We start from the raw sequence: 17,039 nt of genomic DNA on the forward strand, positions 1-17,039 counted from the left end.
GGTAGCCTTTTTTTATGATTATAAGATGAATATTGGTGTTCGTGATTGTTATTAGGTATATTAGTTTATATTCGTGTAATTTTCATTAAATCAATATATTCTCTTGCATATTTCCGTTATGTGCTCGTTATTCTATCGTTGAAGTAGGGCTTTATAGGAACGGACAATTAATGAGGAGGTAACGGGGACATAGAACAAGTAGGTAAGCTTTGGTATGAAGGAAAAAGAGTGATGGAGTTGATAATATCATGCGGGAGAGAGATTTTTGGGAGGGTAAAAGGGGGATATGATGAAGATGCGAACTTTTTTATTATCTTTATCCCCGAAAATATATGTTTATCGAATGAAGAAATTTGGCGTTATTATATTCTTCTGTTTGGCGACATTGGGGGTGTCGGCACAATGGAATACGGCAAATATGTTGCGAGTGGGGAAGAGTGCGATCATGTTTGACGACTACGTGAGCGCGATCGAGAATTTCAATAATATCATACGGATAAAGCCCTTTTTATCCGAACCTTATTTTTTCCGGGGACTGGCAAAGTTGAACTTGGATGATTTCGAGGGAGCTATCCGGGATTACACGCAGGCGATTGAGCTGAACCCGAACTATTTCCATGCTTATATGTACCGGGGGATTGCCTATCATAATATGAAGCAGTACGAGGAGGCCATGCATGATTATAACACGGCGATTGCGATCAATCCGGGAGAGGCTTACGTGTACGCGAACCGGGCAATTACCGAGGCTGATATGGGAGATTACAAGGCGGCGGAGAAGGATTATTCGAAGGCGTTGATTATCGATAAAAATTTATTACCGGCATATTTGAACCGGGCAATCATGCGGGAGAAACTGGGAGATCAAGAAGGAGCCATTGCGGATTGTAACATGGCCATCAAATTGAATATGTTCTCGGATGATGCTTATGGTTTGAGGGGATATTTAAGGTTTCAAGCAAAAGAGTATCACGATGCGATAGAGGATTACAACAAGGCTTTGAAGATTAACCCGGAAAACAAGCGGATTCTTATGAGCCGGGCGATTACGTGGTACGAGATGAAGAAATATCCCGAGGCATTGGAGGATTACACGGCAGTCTTGAAGGTGGATAGCACTTACGCGTATGCTTATTATAACCGGGCTTTGTTGAGGTCGGAAATCGGGGACGTGAATAATGCCATTCAAGATTTTGACCAAGTGTTGGAAATGAACCCGGATAACATACTGATTTATTTCAACCGCGGGTTGTTAAAGATGGAGATCAAGGATTACGAGGGGGCTTATAACGACTTTTCTCAAAGTATATCAATATACCCGGATTTCGTGAAGGCGTATCTGGCAAGGGCCGCGACGAGTATGGATATGCGGGATTACGATGCGGCCGAAAAGGACCGTTACAAGGCTGAGGAGATCATGGACCGATACCGGCGAATGAAGGATGGGGATCAGAATGCTTTGGTGGATACTACGGAGAATTTCAAGCGATTGATAGATATAAACTCCCGGGATGACCGGATGAAAGACGTGATTAACGGACGTTTGCAAGACCGGAACGTGATTATCGAATTGCAGGATATGTTTATCGTACAATACCTGTCGTTGGATACCTTACGGAAAGGGAAAGTGCAATATTTCGACAAGCGGATCATGAAGTTTAATCAGGAGCATAATTATAACCCGGCCTTGACAGTTTCAAATAAGAAATTTAATTACCCGAGGGAATTCGAGGATAATTATATCGAGAGCTTGTCTTCGGATATTCGGAAAAACAAGAATGTCACGGATGCTTTGTTGCTGCGCGGTTCGTTGTATCTGAACCGGGGAGATTACACGAAAGCGATCGAGGATTTCCGCGCAGTGTTGGAGCGTGACCCGAATCATCTGTTCGCTTTGATGAACTTGGCAAGCGCCCGTTCCCGGATGTACGATTACATTGAGTCGATAGAAGAGAAGACTTCCCGTGTCGTGGGTGAGGAGAAAAAAGTGGAGCGAAACGTGGATTATTCTTTAGTGCTGGAGGGGAATAACAAATGTTTGGAGATTGATCCGGAGTTCGTTTTTGCCATGTTTAATATTGCTAACGTGTACGCCAAGAGCGGTGAGATTCAGAAAGCAATTGATATGTACACGAAAGTGCTGGAAGTGGATAAGGATATAGCCGAGGCTTATTTTAACCGAGGCTTACTCTATATATACCAAGGAAATCGGAGTGCTGCTAACGTGGATTTGAGTAAGGCCGGGGAGCTTGGATTAACGGATTCTTACAGTATCATCAAGCGCTATTGTTCGGTGGAGGAAGAGTAAATAAAAGGATGATTCGGTGATTGCAGATTGATTTGATGATTTAGTGATTAAAAAAGGGATCACTAAATCAAAGATGATAGAGTCACCGATGAATCGAATCTCTTAATCGGAAATCATTAAATCACTTAATCAAATTTTTAATTCTCCATTCTTTGGGGTAGTAGTTATTTACCCGGTTGCCGACTTCTTTTACCCAGCCTAGCCCGATGCCTTTGTAGGTGATGAGAATCCATTCCCCTTGAGGGGCCTCGAAACGGATGTCTTCTTTGCGTAGGAATTGGAGGGCCGTGGTGAGGTCTACTTCTTGATGGGTAACGTGCTTTTGTTGCAGTTTGTGGTACAGGGCCAGAGAGTGGGCGGGTTTCGTCTTCCCTTTAATACATTCTCCGATTTCACATCCTTTATAAATGACCCCGGCTTTGGAGGAAAGGTATTGGATAAATTCGGCGTGTTGTTTGGGGAGGATGCCTAATGTTTCTCCCGCGATGTAAGGCGTGTATTTTGTCATGTCCGGCAGGAGGGGGAGAATGTCTGCCGGGAGTTTGACCGCGGGGGACGGGGTAGCTCGCTTTTCTTTTTTTATGGTAAAGGGTGTCCCGTCATTTTTTTGAATGACTCCCATGAATAAACCTTCTCCGCTAGTTTTGTGCGGGTAGAAATGATACCCGTGGAGAGGAGAGGGGGACGGGGTGATGGCTGTAAAATTATGCCGGATTTCAACGGATGACGCATCGAACGTGGTTAAAATCCAGTTTAATATATCTTCATTTTCTCCGGGGTTGTAGGTACACGTGCTATACACGAGATAGCCCCCGGGGGCGAGAGCATCCCACACGTCAGAAAGTATTCTTTTTTGACGCTCTTCGCAAAGACGCAGATTATTCTCGCTCCATTCCGTGATGGCTTTCTCGTCTTTTCGGAACATACCTTCCCCGGAACAGGGTGCATCCACGAGAATCATGTCGAACGCCCCCTTCATTCCCGTGAAACGATTGGGGTCGCTATTGGTGACAACAATATGATCATGTCCCCATTTAATAATATTTTCTTTGAGAATGGAGGCTCTTGATTTAATTACTTCGTTGGAAACCAGCAATGAATCTTTGGGCAGATTGTTTGCCAGTAACGTGGATTTGCCACCCGGAGCTGCGCATAGGTCAAGAACCCGGAGAGGGGTATCCCCGGTTATCTGCTGAAGAACGACTTGCAGAAACATGGAGGAGGCCTCTTGCACGTAATAAGCTCCCCCGTGTAGTAACGGGTCGGAGGTGAACGAGGGACGCTCCTTCAAGTAGTATCCATTACTGCACCATGGTACTTGTCGGGAAAGTAATTCCGAGAAGGGGAGATCGGTGTTTGCCGTTTTCTCCGGGTTTAACCGGATGGAAGTGGGGGACTCCGAAACTAACGCTTGGAAAAAGGTTTCCGATTCGTTCCCAAGGAGCTGCTGCATCCTTTCTGTAAATGCTGGCGGTAATGAGATCATAGACACTTTGGATTAATGGGGCAAATTTAGTGATTTATTTCCTGATATATTTTACCTTTGCGAGAGAAAAGAGATCGTGGAGTTGATTAATAGACAGAAATAGAATGATTGAGATTAACGAAAATTTTAGTTTAAAAGAATATAACACGTTTGGCATAGACGTGACTTGTAAATATTTTGTGAAGTGTGATCAAGAGAGCGAATTATTGGAATTCGTGGGATCATACGAGTTAGATCCGGAGGAAATTCTACTTTTGGGAGGGGGAAGTAACTTCTTGTTCACGGAGAACTTTGACGGGGTTGTCTTTTATCCCGTGATGCAAGGGTGCGAGATCGTGAGGGAAGATGATAAGTACGTGTTTGTCCGGGTAGGAAGTGGTGTCGTGTGGGATGATTTCGTGGCGTGGGCCGTTGAACACGGGTACGGAGGGGTGGAGAATCTTTCACTGGTTCCCGGCCATGTGGGAGCAACCCCGGTGCAGAATATCGGGGCTTACGGGATGGAAGTCGGGGAATGTATTGACCGGGTGGAAGCCGTGGATATCGTGAAGGGTGAAAGGGTGACGATTGATGCCGAAACATGTCGTTTCAGTTACCGGGACTCTATTTTTAAACATGAGTGGAAGAACCGTTTTCTAGTAACGTATGTCACTTTCCGTTTGGCAAAACATCCCGAATTCAGATTACATTATGGGAGCGTGAAAGATGAAGTAAACCGTTTGGGTGAACTTTCATTAAAAACGATACGGCAGGCCATTATTCGTATACGGGAGGCTAAATTGCCGGACGTGAAGGTATTACCTAATGCCGGGAGTTTTTTTAAAAACCCGATGGTTGAACGTGCCGTTGCGGATGCCTTGCTGGAAAAGTATCCTGCGCTGCCGATTTATACCGTGGATGAAGGGCATGTGAAATTGGCTGCCGGGTGGTTAATCGAAACTGCCGGATGGAAGGGAAAAGTTGTCGGCCATGCTGGGGTACACGACAAACAAGCGCTGGTGTTAGTGAACACGGGCGGGGCAACTGGCATAGAAATTGCACATTTGGCTAACGAGATAAAGAAATCCGTGTTCCTTCAGTTTGGAGTATGGTTGGAACCGGAAGTAAACGTGATATAAAAGTGATATTAAAAATTCTGTGATTGACGATTCAATGATTAGGAGATTAAAAAGGAGGGGTGAGGTTGTGGGTGGAAATCACGTAATCGCAAATCATTAAATCACTCAATCGATAGGATCTAAAATTAGAACGGGATGGTAAAATATTCGGAAGAGATAGATATTCGGGGGCATTATACGGATTTGGAAGGACGGTTGATCATGAAGTCCTTGTGCGATCTGTTTAATGACGTGGCGAACGTACAGACTTACGCATTGAAAATAGACGTGCCCACGTTGAACGAGCAAGGATTGACATGGATGCTGCACAAATTACATATTTTGATTAACCGGATGCCGGAACAGGGGGAGAACGTGACGTTGGAAACATGGCCGTCGGGTATTGATCGTTTATTCGCGATTCGTGATTTTAGAATGGTGGCAGGAGAAGAGGTTTTATTGCGGGCTACTTCAGAGTGGATGGTGATAGATGTAAATCGTCGCCGTCCCGTGCGTTTGCCGGCTTGCGTGACGGAGACCGCCGCTTTCTGCGTGGATGGTATTCGGGAAATTCCTTTCGAGTTGGATACGAAAAAAATGCCGATAGACTTCGAAAGCACCCGTCGTTTCACGGCAACATACGATAATATCGATTTCAACAAGCACGTCACTCAAGCCACGTATGTGCGCTGGGTTACTAATTCTTTGTCTTACGAGTTCTTGAAGGACCACGAGATCACGGAGTTGGAAATTATTTACGAACATGAAGTGTTGCCGGATAGTGTTGTGTGTGCCGGATGTCATGTTGAGGAGGAAGAAAATCGTGTGAAAGTATATCACCAAGTGAGAAATGAAAGTTTGGATAAAACGCATTGTTTTGCTGTTAGTTACTGGAAAAAACGGTAAGAATTGGGTGTATCTTTTACTGTTTATTTCGTGAAATTCGGGTTAAAATACCGCTTATTTGTTTTGCGATAACGAGAAAATACTATATATTTGCGCCGTTAAAAAATGCCCAAGTGGTGAAATTGGTATACACGCTACTTTGAGGTGGTAGTGGCCGTTCGGCTGTGCAAGTTCGAGTCTTGTCTTGGGCACAAATACCCTTCTTAATCGATTGATTTTGAAGGGTATTTGTGTTAAAGAGAATCCCTGTTGGAATGATTACGATTTTGGATATCGTTTTCTTTAAAGCCTGTTTAAATTTTGTTGAACAAACTTTTGTCGTTGTTTGATTACCTCTAGGTCATGCCAATGTTCCTTCAATGTTCCTATATGTCTTCGTCTTGATTTGTGCCGCGTTTAAATGTGTTTCCTCCGGCGATCACTCGCAAGTGACACGGAGAAAGCACGGAGAAGACACGGAGAAAACCTAGCCAAACAATAGAGTAACAGCGTATTATAGGAGTAATAAAACACTTGTCGGAGGATAACGATCTTATAGAGAGATGGTTAATCTGAAAAATACATGCAAATTCGAGAAATTCTCTTCCTGCAAGGTCGTTAAATAAATCCTTTTTGACGGGGTTGTCTAAAAAGTCCTGCTTGTATTTGTCAACTACCCCCTCCAGCTCCCCCTTACACAGGGGGAGTGCTGATTACCAAGCGGTTTGGGGCTGTCCGAAAAGTCATTTTTTAAACTCCCTCCCGGCTTCGCCATACTCCCTCTATAAACAGGGGGAGAGTTGAAATACTCCCTGTCTTCGGGAGAAGTCACCAGCTCCTCCTCTGTTTATAGAGGAGGTGGCACGAAGTGACGGAGGAGTTTTTTGATGATAAAATGACTTTTTGGACAGCCCCTTAGTGGGGGTAGTTGTTTAAAATTGACTTTTTGAGACGGCCCCATTAGTTTCGCCTTTATATTGTATGATGGCGTGAATTGAGGTTTTTTCTTTACTTTTGCCTGCGAGATAAAAATTAATATATATTTTTAGTACATCGAACATGCTTAATATGGCTGATCGACGTTACTCGGAATGATATAAATACGTGTTGGATTGTCGGAAAAAGAAACGAGAGAGAATGAATAATCAGAGTTATGGAAGAAAAAATAAAAACTCTTTTCAAACAATATAGTGGTAGTGATGTACGGCGAGTGGAGCCGTTGCCGGTGTCCGGTTCGGCCCGGAGATATTACCGGGTGTTCACGGGAGACCGGACATACGTGGGTGTGTACCACGAGAATTTGCGGGAAAATCGTTTGTTCGTGGATTTTACACGGCATTTTGAAAAATCCCGTTTGCATGTTCCGCACGTGTATTGTGTTTCGGAGGACGGGTTTTGTTATTTACAGGATGATCTGGGGCCGGATATGTTGTTGGATGTCGTGGAGCGGGAGCGAGAGGGTGAATTCCTGAGCGAGCATACCATGGAATTGTATCGGAAAGCCTTGTCCGAGTTGTTGAAATTCCAGTTGGAGGGAGGAAAGGGACTGGATTATTCGGGATGTCTGCCTCGTCCTGTTTTTGATGAACGTTGTATCCGGTGGGATTTGAACTATTTTAAATATTGTTTTTTGAAATTGGCGGGAGTGGAGGTCGACGAGGATCGGCTGGAGAATGATTTTGATCGATTGACAGCGAAGCTGGTCATGGCCGGGACGGATGGTTTCATGTTCCGGGATTTCCAGTCCAGAAATATCATGGTCCTTGATAACGAGGTGTATTTTATCGATTACCAGGGAGGAAGGCAAGGGGCTTTGCACTATGACGTGGCGTCCTTATTATATGATGCGATAGTGAAAATTCCTGAAAGTCAAAAGGAAGAATTATTAGATTTCTATATCCGGGAATTGACGGAGAGCGAGCCGGGATTCGCGGAAAAGTTCCGGGAAATATATTATCATTTCGTGCTGGTGCGTTTGTTACAGGCTATGGGTGCGTTTGGATTACGCGGTCTGCACGAGGGAAAACCTCATTTTATTGATTCGATTGTTCCCGGTTTGCAGGGAATTAGCACGTTGTTTGAATCCGGCAAGCTGGAAGGAGAATATCCCGAGATTCAGTATGCTATCCGAATGGCTTTTGAAAAATACTTTGTACCTTTGCACCCTGAAAGTAAAGAATAACCATTAAAATAATAGACAGATATGAACACTGTTGCAGAACAAGTAGCGTCACATTTGCTACAGATCAAAGCGATAAAATTAGAACCGAATCACCCTTTTACATGGGCTTCCGGGTGGAAATCACCCATTTATTGCGATAATCGGAAGACGTTGTCTTACCCGGAAGTACGTACGTATATTCGGGACCAGTTCGTGAATTTGATTAAAACAAAATACCCACAGGTGGAATTGATCGCCGGGGTGGCTACCGGTGCTATTGCCCAAGGTGCTTTGGTTGCACAGGAATTGGGGTTGCCGTTCGTGTACGTGCGTTCTGCTGCCAAGAATCACGGGTTGGAAAATCTGATTGAAGGTGAATATAAAGAAGGTCAAAAAGTGGTCGTGGTGGAGGATCTGATCTCTACCGGGGGATCCAGCTTGCAGGCCGTGGAGGCGTTGAGAAATGCAGGATGTGACGTGTTGGGAATGGTGGCTATTTTCACCTATGGATTCCAGAAAGCGATAGATAATTTCACGAATGCTCATTGCGTACTGGATACGTTGAGTGACTACAACGCCATGATTGACCTGGCCCAGAAGACCGGGTACGTGCAGGAGAGCGATGTGGCCAAGTTGAAGGAGTGGCGTCTGAGCCCAGAATCTTATAAATAAAAGGTATGGCAACACGAGTTGTTAGTGACGTTCAGAAAATAAATAGTGCGATTGCAGACGTGTACGCGTTTCTTTCTGATTTCTCGAAGATCGGGAAATTGATCGAGACGGCTCGCCAGATGGGGGCCGGTAATCAAATGCCGGAACTGGCAGACAAGATCGAGGACGTTCGCACCACGGAAGATACCTGCACTTTTATGGTAAAAGGTGTTGGTGAAATGGGAATGAAAATCGTGGAGAGAGAAGAACCGAAATTGATTAAACTGGAGGGGGATGGACGTTTGCCTTTTGAATTTCAAGTATGGATTCAGCTGTTGGATAACGGCCCTTATGATACCCGGTTACGAATAACGGCAGAGGCGGAGTTGAACATGATGATGAAAATGTTGCTGAAGGGGAAACTGGAAAAGGGAATCAATCAACTGGCAGAAGGTCTGGCAAAAATTCCTTACGGATATATACGATAATAAAAAAGCTCTTCATCGCGAAGAGCTTTTTTGGTTATTTGGATAGATCATCAAAATCAATGTCGTCAAATTTGTTTGTTTCAACTTCTTCTTGGACTGCCATTGTTTCTCCGTTAAGAGCTGCTTTGATGTAAGCGACAGCGTTGTCAAGCCCCTCTGCAAATTTATCAAAGTCTTCTTTGTATAAAAAGATCTTGTGCTTTTCGTAATTCTGAGAACCATCTTTTTCGAGTTTCTTTTTGCTTTCAGTAATCGTTAGATAGTAATCGTTATTACGAGTAGCTTTTACATCAAAAAAATAAGTCCTTTTCCCTGCTCTCACCGGTTTTGAATAGATCTCATCCCGATCATTCATTTCCATACCGTCATTCTTTTCGTAACCTTCCATGTTTAAATTAAAATTATTAATTAGACTTTGCGTTTCAAAAGTAGGAAAAATAATATAACAACATCCATTTTTGTAATATTTTTTTCTCCTTGTCTATCAATATCTTACTTTACTGAAAACGTTTTAAAAAGCGTGTATTTGTTTAAAATAGGTGTAATGTACTGGTAATCATTGTGTTGATGTGGATAAGGTAAACGAGAGACGGTTGTTTTCGCCAAGTACAATAAAAATGAATTTTACTGGTTCATGGGTAGGTGGTTATATCGTGTGATGATGAATATTGTTTCCGGGGCATTTTGATACATAGTTGTACAAAACGAATAAAACCGTATCTTTGTATGTTTTAAATTCGTAAATTTCAGACAATGGAGACAGTAGTAAGTGGAATTAGGCCTACGGGTAATTTGCACCTGGGAAATTATTTTGGTGCGGTGAAGAATTTTCTAAAAATGCAGGACGAGTATAAATGTTTCTTTTTTATTGCCGATTGGCACTCGTTAACGACGCATCCGCACCCGGGTAACGTGGTGGAGAACGTGCGGAAGATTCTGGCGGAGTACCTCGCTTGTGGTTTGAATCCAGAGAAGGCGACAATTTACGTGCAAAGTGATATAAAGGAGATTGCCGAGTTGTATTTGTATTTAAACATGAATGCTTATCTTGGCGAGTTGGAGCGTACGACTACTTTTAAGGAAAAGGCTCGTAAACAGCCGGATAACGTGAATGCAGGTTTGTTGACCTATCCCACGTTGATGGCCGCAGATATTATTATACACAGGGCTCATAAAGTGCCTGTCGGAAAAGATCAGGAGCAAAACATGGAGATGGCCCGGAAATTTGCCCGGAGATTTAATACCATATACGGGAGTGAGTTGTTCCCGGAACCGGCATCTTTCTCCTACACGGGAGAAGGAATCAAGATTCCGGGGTTGGATGGTTCCGGGAAGATGGGAAAATCAGAGGGAAATGCTATTTATCTGGTTGACGATGCTGCAACAATACGTAAAAAGGTGATGAAAGCCGTAACCGATAGCGGGCCAACCGAGCCGAACAGCGTGAAACCGGAGGTGATCCAGAATTTATTTACCTTGATGGATGTCGTTTCTTCGAAAGACACGTATGATTATTTCAACGAGAAGTATAATAATTGTGAAATTCGTTACGGAGATTTGAAAAAACAGTTGGCGGAAGATATTATTAATTTCTGCTCTCCGATTCGGGAGCGAATCATGGAGTACGCTGCTAACCCGGATAATCTGGATAAGGTTGCTGCGGCCGGGGCCGAGAAAGCAAGGGCTAGTGCGGTAGCCACGATGAAAGAAGTGCGTAAACTTATCGGTTTCCGCTAGTAGTATAAACATAGAATTGAAAATTGAAATGCCTTGTCATTTTCAATTTTCAATTTTCAATTTTCAATTTTTATGTACGAATATATAAAAGGTGAATTAGTGGAGGCAACTCCGGCAAATGCTGTTGTCGATTGTGGCGGGGTCGGGTATTATATTCATATTTCGGTTAATACTTATTCTAAGATCGCTTCCCAGAATCAGGTTATGCTTTATATTCACCAGATCGTGCGGGAAGATGCTCATTTGTTGTATGGTTTTTTTTCTAAGGAGGAGAGAAGTTTGTTTCGGGCATTGATTTCTGTTTCCGGGATTGGCGCTAACACTGCGAATGTCATGTTGAGTTCAATGTCGGTGGAGGAGATAACTGGAGCGATACTTACAGAGAATGTAAATGCTATAAAGAGCGTGAAGGGAATTGGAGTGAAGACTGCTCAGCGTGTTATTATAGAATTGAAGGATAAAGTAGGTAAAGAGGGTGTTCCTGTAGAGGGGTTGAGTCTTTCTACGAGTGCGGTTCGGGAAGAGGCACAAGCAGCTTTGGTGATGTTGGGCTTTGCTCGAGCCCAGGTGACGAAGACTTTGGACAAGATTTTGGCTTCGGAAAAGGTCGAAACAGTTGAGAATCTTATCAAGTTGGCTTTAAAGCATTTGTAATTTCACTATCTCCTGTCGGTGTTTTCCTCGGCGCTAGTTCGTCGTTGGGCTATACCATGAACATAGCATATACATAGCATATACATGGCATGAACACTGGCGTGTGTGGTTGTCGAGTTCTTGGAGAGCAGTTGTCGAGTTCTCGTGGTAGCCCATTCCCCTTTTAACCCCGTGCAAGGGGTGATGACAGGGTGTGAACGGGTAGAAGACAGGAGTTAAAGGCGTGTCACTCTCGAATCAAAGACGTTTCAAAGACGTTCACGGGTGTCCATGAAAGGTGCTTGCCGGGCGAGAACGTGGTCCCTTTTCCCGGTCTTGCCGCCTTCCCCTCCCTTTTCCCGGTGGTCTTTCCCGTTTTCCCGGTAAAATTTTTTCTTCCTAACGTTTTGCCAGTCACGGTATTGGTCGGGGGCTTGAAAAAAAGATGAAAAATAATGGTGAAAAAATTTGGAAAAGGGGGAATCATTACCTTATCTTTGCACCCGCTTTCGAGAGAGAGGGCACGAGGGAAAGAGGTTAAACGAGGGGCGAGAAAAAAAGTTTGAAAAAAAAGCTTGAAAAGTTTGGAGAATGAAAAACAAGCCTTACCTTTGCAGCCGCTTTCAAGAGGAGGGCATGAGGGGATGACGGGAGCGACAAGATGAAAAGAAGAGTTCTTTAAGATATTGAAATGAACAAAACGTAGCGAGCGTGAATCGAGATCGACGAGAGTCGAGATTCATGAAACACATGACCCGGCCAGAATAAAATTTCTGTAAATAACTTTTACCATGAAGAGTTTGATCCTGGCTCAGGATGAACGCTAGCGACAGGCTTAACACATGCAAGTCGAGGGGCAGCGGGGAGTAGCAATACTTCGCCGGCGACCGGCGCACGGGTGAGTAACACGTGTGCAACCAACCCCGTACCGGGAGATAACCCGCGGAAACGTGGACTAACATCCCATAATACTGGAGGATCGCATGATCTTTCATTTAAAATTCCGGTGGTACGGGACGGGCACGCGCGACATTAGGTAGTTGGCGGGGTAACGGCCCACCAAGCCGACGATGTCTAGGGGTTCTGAGAGGAAGGTCCCCCACACTGGAACTGAGACACGGTCCAGACTCCTACGGGAGGCAGCAGTGAGGAATATTGGTCAATGGGCGAGAGCCTGAACCAGCCAAGTCGCGTGAGGGATGAATGGTCCATGGCCTGTAAACCTCTTTTGTCAAGGAAGAATAAATTGCACGTGTGCGATCTTGCCAGTACTTGACGAATAAGCATCGGCTAACTCCGTGCCAGCAGCCGCGGTAATACGGGGGATGCGAGCGTTATCCGGATTTATTGGGTTTAAAGGGCGCGTAGGCGGGACGCCAAGTCAGCGGTAAAAGACTGCAGCTAAACTGTAGCACGCCGTTGAAACTGGCGCCCTCGAGACGAGACGAGGGAGGCGGAACAAGTGAAGTAGCGGTGAAATGCTTAGATATCACTTGGAACCCCGATAGCGAAGGCAGCTTCCCAGGCTCGATCTGACGCTGATGCGCGAGAGCGTGGGTAGCGAACAGGATTAGATACCCTGGTAGTCCACGCCGTAAACGATGCTCACTGGATCTTGGCGATACACTGCCAGGGTTCAAGCGAAAGTATTAAGTGAGCCACCTGGGGAGTACGTCGGCAACGATGAAACTCAAAGGAATTGACGGGGGCCCGCACAAGCGGAGGAACATGTGGTTTAATTCGATGATACGCGAGGAACCTTACCCGGGTTTAAATGTATTTTGCATTTCTTGGAAACAGGAATTCCCTTCGGGGCTAGATACAAGGTGCTGCATGGTTGTCGTCAGCTCGTGCCGTGAGGTGTCGGGTTAAGTCCCATAACGAGCGCAACCCCTATCGCCAGTTGCCATCGGTTGAAGCCGGGCACTCTGTCGAGACTGCCACCGTAAGGTGCGAGGAAGGCGGGGATGACGTCAAATCAGCACGGCCCTTACACCCGGGGCGACACACGTGTTACAATGGCCGGTACAGAGGGCAGCCACGGGGTGACCCGGAGCGAATCTCTAAAGCCGGTCGTAGTTCGGACTGGAGTCTGCAACCCGACTCCACGAAGTTGGATTCGCTAGTAATCGCGCATCAGCCATGGCGCGGTGAATACGTTCCCGGGCCTTGTACACACCGCCCGTCAAGCCATGGAAGCCGGGAGTACCTGAAGATCGTGACCGCGAGGAACGGGCTAGGGTAATACCGGTAACTGGGGCTAAGTCGTAACAAGGTAGCCGTACCGGAAGGTGCGGCTGGAACACCTCCTTTCTGGAGCAGGAGCTCATGTGGCTCGCTACCGGCAGTTCATTATCAACGGGATTCCCTCGAGGGATCTTTAGAGACGAGGCTCGTTGCCTTGGTCCCGGCGTTAAATTTTAGATTTAAAGATTTTAGATTCTAGATTTCAATTTAAAATTTAAAATGGCTAAATTTAAAATTGTAAAGTTCTTTGACATGCTGGAACGTTAATGGATCATTTGATCCACGAAGTAACAATGTAGTAGAATAACACAGAGCCGCTGTCGTGGTGACACGATGGCAAGGTAAAATTATTTAAGAACACGACGCTAACGAACGTGAACAATTAAGGGCGCGCGGTGGATGCCTAGGCTCTCGGAGGCGATGAAGGACGCGATAAGCCGCGATAGGCCACGGCGAGGTGCAAGTAACCCTTGACCCGTGGATTTCCGAATGGGGCAACCCGGCCGTCTAGATGACGGTCATGCATTAATGCAGGCGAACGCGGGGAACTGAAACATCTCATTACCCGCAGGAGAAGAAAACAAAATGTGATTCCCCCAGTAGTGGCGAGCGAACGGGGAAGAGCCCAAACCGTTGCCGTTTCGGCGACAGCGGGGTCATGGGACCGCGACATTCGACGGAAGACGAAGTGCAATTACCTGGAAAGGTAAGCCGTGGAGGGTGACAGCCCCGTGCACGACACCTCTTTCGAAGATAGCGGGATCCCGAGTAGGGCGGGACACGAGAAATCCTGCCTGAATTCGCCAGGACCGCCTGGCAAGGCTAAATACTCCCGAGAGACCGATAGTGAACCAGTACCGCGAGGGAAAGGTGAAAAGTACCCCGAGCAGGGGGGTGAAATAGACCCTGAACCCGCGCGCCTACAAGCGGTCGGAGCCATGAAATATGGTGACGGCGTGCCTTTTGCATAATGAGCCTACGAGTTAGTCGTCACCAGCGAGGTTAAGGGCTTCAGGCCCGTTAGCCGAAGTGAAAGCGAGCCTTAACAGGGCGTCGAGTTGGTGGCGCTAGACGCGAAACCTTGTGATCTACCCACGAGCAGGTTGAAGTCGCGGTAACACGTGATGGAGGACCGAACCGGTAAACGTTGAAAAGTTTTCGGATGACTCGCGGGTAGGGGTGAAAGGCCAATCAAACTGGGAAATAGCTCGTACTCTCCGAAATGCATTTCGGTGCAGCCTGTGATGTTCTGTTCCAGAGGTAGAGCTACTGGTTGGACGCGAGGGCTTCACCGCCTATCAAATCCGGATAAACTCCGAATGCTGGAACACGAAATCATGGAGTGAGCCCGCGGGTGCTAAGGTCCGCGGACGAGAGGGAAAGAACCCGGACCACCGGCTAAGGTCCCGGATGGACAGTTAAGTTGATCAAACGAGGTGGGATCGCTGAGACAGCTAGGATGTTGGCTTGGAAGCAGCCATTCATTTAAAGAGTGCGTAACAGCTCACTAGTCGAGCGATCCCGCGTGGATAATACACGGGCATCAAACTGTCAACCGAAGCCGTGGGGTTAGTGATGAGCTAACCGGTAGGAGAGCATTCCTGCCAGCTTTGAAGGTCACCCGCGAGAGTGACTGGAGCGGCATGAAAAGCAAATGTAGGCATAAGTAACGATAATGGGGGCGAGAACCCCCCACGCCGCAAGACCAAGGATTCCCCGGCAATGTCAATCAGCCGGGGGTCAGCCGGCCTCTAAGGCTAACCCGAACGGGGACGCCGACGAGAAACGGGTTAACATTCCCGTGCTTCTCGTCACCGTGACGCGGTGACGGGGTGATGAATGGACCGCGCGCTGACGGAATAGCGCGTTGAAGGCCGTACCCTATGACGGTGGTAGTCAAGCACGCCACCGGAGGCGAGAGCCGATAGTACCACGAGACCCCGGTCGAGTGGATAGCGTCCAGGCAATTTACCCCCTAGAAAACCCGCTAAACTTCAAGTGACGAGGAACCGTACTGTAAACGGACACACGTGGTCGGGTAGAACATACCAAGGCGCTCGAGTGATTCATGGTCAAGGAACTAGGCAAAATAGTCCTGTAACTTAGGGATAAAGGACGCTCTAGTGATAGAGCCGCAGAGTAATGGCCCAGGCGACTGTTTACCAAAAACACATGGCTATGCCAAATCGAAAGATGACGTATATGGCCTGACACCTGCCCGGTGCCGGAAGGTTAAGAGGAGAGCTCATCGGAAACGAGAAGGTTTGAATTGAAGCCCCGGTAAACGGCGGCCGTAACTATAACGGTCCTAAGGTAGCGAAATTCCTTGTCGGGTAAGTTCCGACCTGCACGAATGGTGTAACGATCTGGGCACTGTCTCGACCATGAGCTCGGTGAAATTGTAGTTCCGGTGAAGATGCCGGGTACCCGCGACGGGACGGAAAGACCCCGTGAACCTTTACTGCAGCTTCGCGTTGTTCCCGGGCACGGGACGTGTAGGATAGGTCGGAGGCTAGGAGTCGGTTTCGCCAGGAATCGAGGAGCCATCGTTGAAATACGACCCTTCTCTTGTCTGGGATCTAACCCATGGTAATGGGGACACCGCGTGGTGGGTAGTTTGACTGGGGTGGTCGCCTCCAAAAGCGTAACGGAGGCTTCCAAAGGTACCCTCGGGTTGGTTGGTAATCAACCTTAGAGTGCAATGGCACAAGGGTGCTTGACCGGGAGACTAACAAGTCGATCGGGTGCGAAAGCAGGGCATAGTGATCCGGTGATCCCGCGTGGAAGGGTCATCGCTCAAAGGATAAAAGGTACTCCGGGGATAACAGGCTGATCGCCCCCAAGAGCTCATATCGACGGGGCGGTTTGGCACCTCGATGTCGGCTCGTCACATCCTGGGGCTGGAGAAGGTCCCAAGGGTTCGGCTGTTCGCCGATTAAAGTGGCACGCGAGCTGGGTTCAGAACGTCGTGAGACAGTTCGGTCCCTATCTGTCGTGGGCGCTGGAGATTCGAGAGGTCCTGACTCTAGTACGAGAGGACCGGGTTGGACGCGCCGCTAGTGAACCTGTTATGACGCCAGTCGTACGGCAGGGTAGCCACGCGCGGACGGGATAAGCGCTGAAAGCATCTAAGCGCGAAGCCTGCCTCGAGATGAGATCTCCTTACAGGGTCGTCGTAGACGACGACGTTGATAGGCCACAGGTGTAAAGCCGGTGACGGCAAAGCCGAGTGGTACTAATCACCCGAAAGTTGACGTTCGGTGGGTGAGATGATTTAATTAACGTTCCAAGCGATTGTCAATCAAGGTGATTGACGGTTGATAGAAAGCATGAAGAGATGAACTTT

At 46.8% G+C, this 17,039-nt stretch carries 10 protein-coding genes, 1 tRNA gene and 2 rRNA genes; 11 read left to right on the top strand and 2 right to left on the bottom strand.

From position 1 onward, the window contains the following. The first annotated feature begins 286 nt into the window (after positions 1-286). Positions 287-2,308: a tetratricopeptide repeat protein gene (locus R8806_RS18820; RefSeq protein ID WP_229782959.1), complete on the top strand. Its 2,022-nt coding sequence runs from the start codon at positions 287-289 to the stop codon at positions 2,306-2,308. A gap of 121 nt (positions 2,309-2,429) precedes the next feature. Here the strand turns inward: R8806_RS18820 and R8806_RS18825 are convergent, their stop codons facing one another. Continuing rightward, positions 2,430-3,794 (bottom strand): methyltransferase RsmF C-terminal domain-like protein, encoded by a 1,365-nt coding sequence (locus R8806_RS18825; RefSeq protein WP_164719657.1) that lies wholly within the window; start codon positions 3,792-3,794, stop codon positions 2,430-2,432. A gap of 104 nt (positions 3,795-3,898) precedes the next feature. Between R8806_RS18825 and murB the strand changes: the two genes are divergently transcribed. The 6 genes from murB to R8806_RS18855 all read left to right on the top strand — a co-directional run bounded on the left by murB (position 3,899) and on the right by R8806_RS18855 (position 9,076). Then, a complete protein-coding gene (gene murB / locus R8806_RS18830; protein WP_164719659.1) occupies positions 3,899-4,912 on the top strand; it encodes a UDP-N-acetylmuramate dehydrogenase in 1,014 nt (337 codons plus the stop codon). Between the two features lie 135 nt (positions 4,913-5,047). Beyond that, positions 5,048-5,797: an acyl-[acyl-carrier-protein] thioesterase gene (locus tag R8806_RS18835; protein WP_124316952.1), complete on the top strand. Its 750-nt coding sequence runs from the start codon at positions 5,048-5,050 to the stop codon at positions 5,795-5,797. Between the two features lie 107 nt (positions 5,798-5,904). Next, a tRNA-Leu gene (locus tag R8806_RS18840) sits at positions 5,905-5,988 on the top strand. A 941-nt stretch (positions 5,989-6,929) separates the two neighbouring features. Continuing rightward, positions 6,930-7,958: an aminoglycoside phosphotransferase family protein gene (locus R8806_RS18845; protein WP_124316953.1), complete on the top strand. Its 1,029-nt coding sequence runs from the start codon at positions 6,930-6,932 to the stop codon at positions 7,956-7,958. Between the two features lie 21 nt (positions 7,959-7,979). After that, positions 7,980-8,609: an orotate phosphoribosyltransferase gene (pyrE, locus tag R8806_RS18850; RefSeq protein WP_027201274.1), complete on the top strand. Its 630-nt coding sequence runs from the start codon at positions 7,980-7,982 to the stop codon at positions 8,607-8,609. Positions 8,610-8,614: 5 nt separating this feature from the next. After that, on the top strand, positions 8,615-9,076 hold the full coding sequence (locus R8806_RS18855) for an SRPBCC family protein (protein WP_124316954.1): 462 nt from the start codon (positions 8,615-8,617) through the stop codon (positions 9,074-9,076). Between the two features lie 34 nt (positions 9,077-9,110). On the opposite strand, the gene R8806_RS18860 is transcribed toward R8806_RS18855, so the two are convergent. Then, positions 9,111-9,464 (bottom strand): DUF3276 family protein, encoded by a 354-nt coding sequence (locus R8806_RS18860; RefSeq protein ID WP_027201276.1) that lies wholly within the window; start codon positions 9,462-9,464, stop codon positions 9,111-9,113. A gap of 365 nt (positions 9,465-9,829) precedes the next feature. Here R8806_RS18860 and trpS point away from each other — a divergent pair, with 365 nt between their 5' ends. The 4 genes from trpS (at position 9,830) to R8806_RS18880 (ending at position 16,952) form a co-directional block, all read left to right on the top strand. Further along, complete coding sequence (trpS, locus tag R8806_RS18865) at positions 9,830-10,813, top strand: tryptophan--tRNA ligase (protein ID WP_118305801.1); 984 nt, start codon at positions 9,830-9,832, stop codon at positions 10,811-10,813. A gap of 72 nt (positions 10,814-10,885) precedes the next feature. Further along, positions 10,886-11,467, top strand: a complete 582-nt coding sequence (gene ruvA / locus R8806_RS18870; RefSeq protein ID WP_124316955.1) for a Holliday junction branch migration protein RuvA — start codon at positions 10,886-10,888, stop codon at positions 11,465-11,467. A 767-nt stretch (positions 11,468-12,234) separates the two neighbouring features. Then, a 16S ribosomal RNA gene (locus tag R8806_RS18875) occupies positions 12,235-13,759 on the top strand. A gap of 306 nt (positions 13,760-14,065) precedes the next feature. After that, a 23S ribosomal RNA gene (locus R8806_RS18880) occupies positions 14,066-16,952 on the top strand. Together the 16S and 23S rRNA genes form the textbook arrangement of a ribosomal RNA operon. Positions 16,953-17,039 lie beyond the last annotated feature (87 nt).

The organism is Butyricimonas faecihominis (assembly GCF_033096445.1).
GTDB classification, from domain to species: Bacteria; Bacteroidota; Bacteroidia; order Bacteroidales; family Marinifilaceae; genus Butyricimonas; species Butyricimonas faecihominis.

Bases quoted from the DNA above. Each gene is read 5' to 3' on its own strand.
- R8806_RS18820 (WP_229782959.1), top strand. From the start codon at position 287: ATGATGAAGATGCGAACTTTTTTATTATCTTTATCCCCGAAAATATAT.
- R8806_RS18825 (WP_164719657.1), bottom strand. From the start codon at position 3,794: ATGATCTCATTACCGCCAGCATTTACAGAAAGGATGCAGCAGCTCCTT.
- murB (WP_164719659.1), top strand. From the start codon at position 3,899: ATGATTGAGATTAACGAAAATTTTAGTTTAAAAGAATATAACACGTTT.
- R8806_RS18835 (WP_124316952.1), top strand. From the start codon at position 5,048: ATGGTAAAATATTCGGAAGAGATAGATATTCGGGGGCATTATACGGAT.
- R8806_RS18845 (WP_124316953.1), top strand. From the start codon at position 6,930: ATGGAAGAAAAAATAAAAACTCTTTTCAAACAATATAGTGGTAGTGAT.
- pyrE (WP_027201274.1), top strand. From the start codon at position 7,980: ATGAACACTGTTGCAGAACAAGTAGCGTCACATTTGCTACAGATCAAA.
- R8806_RS18855 (WP_124316954.1), top strand. From the start codon at position 8,615: ATGGCAACACGAGTTGTTAGTGACGTTCAGAAAATAAATAGTGCGATT.
- R8806_RS18860 (WP_027201276.1), bottom strand. From the start codon at position 9,464: ATGGAAGGTTACGAAAAGAATGACGGTATGGAAATGAATGATCGGGAT.
- trpS (WP_118305801.1), top strand. From the start codon at position 9,830: ATGGAGACAGTAGTAAGTGGAATTAGGCCTACGGGTAATTTGCACCTG.
- ruvA (WP_124316955.1), top strand. From the start codon at position 10,886: ATGTACGAATATATAAAAGGTGAATTAGTGGAGGCAACTCCGGCAAAT.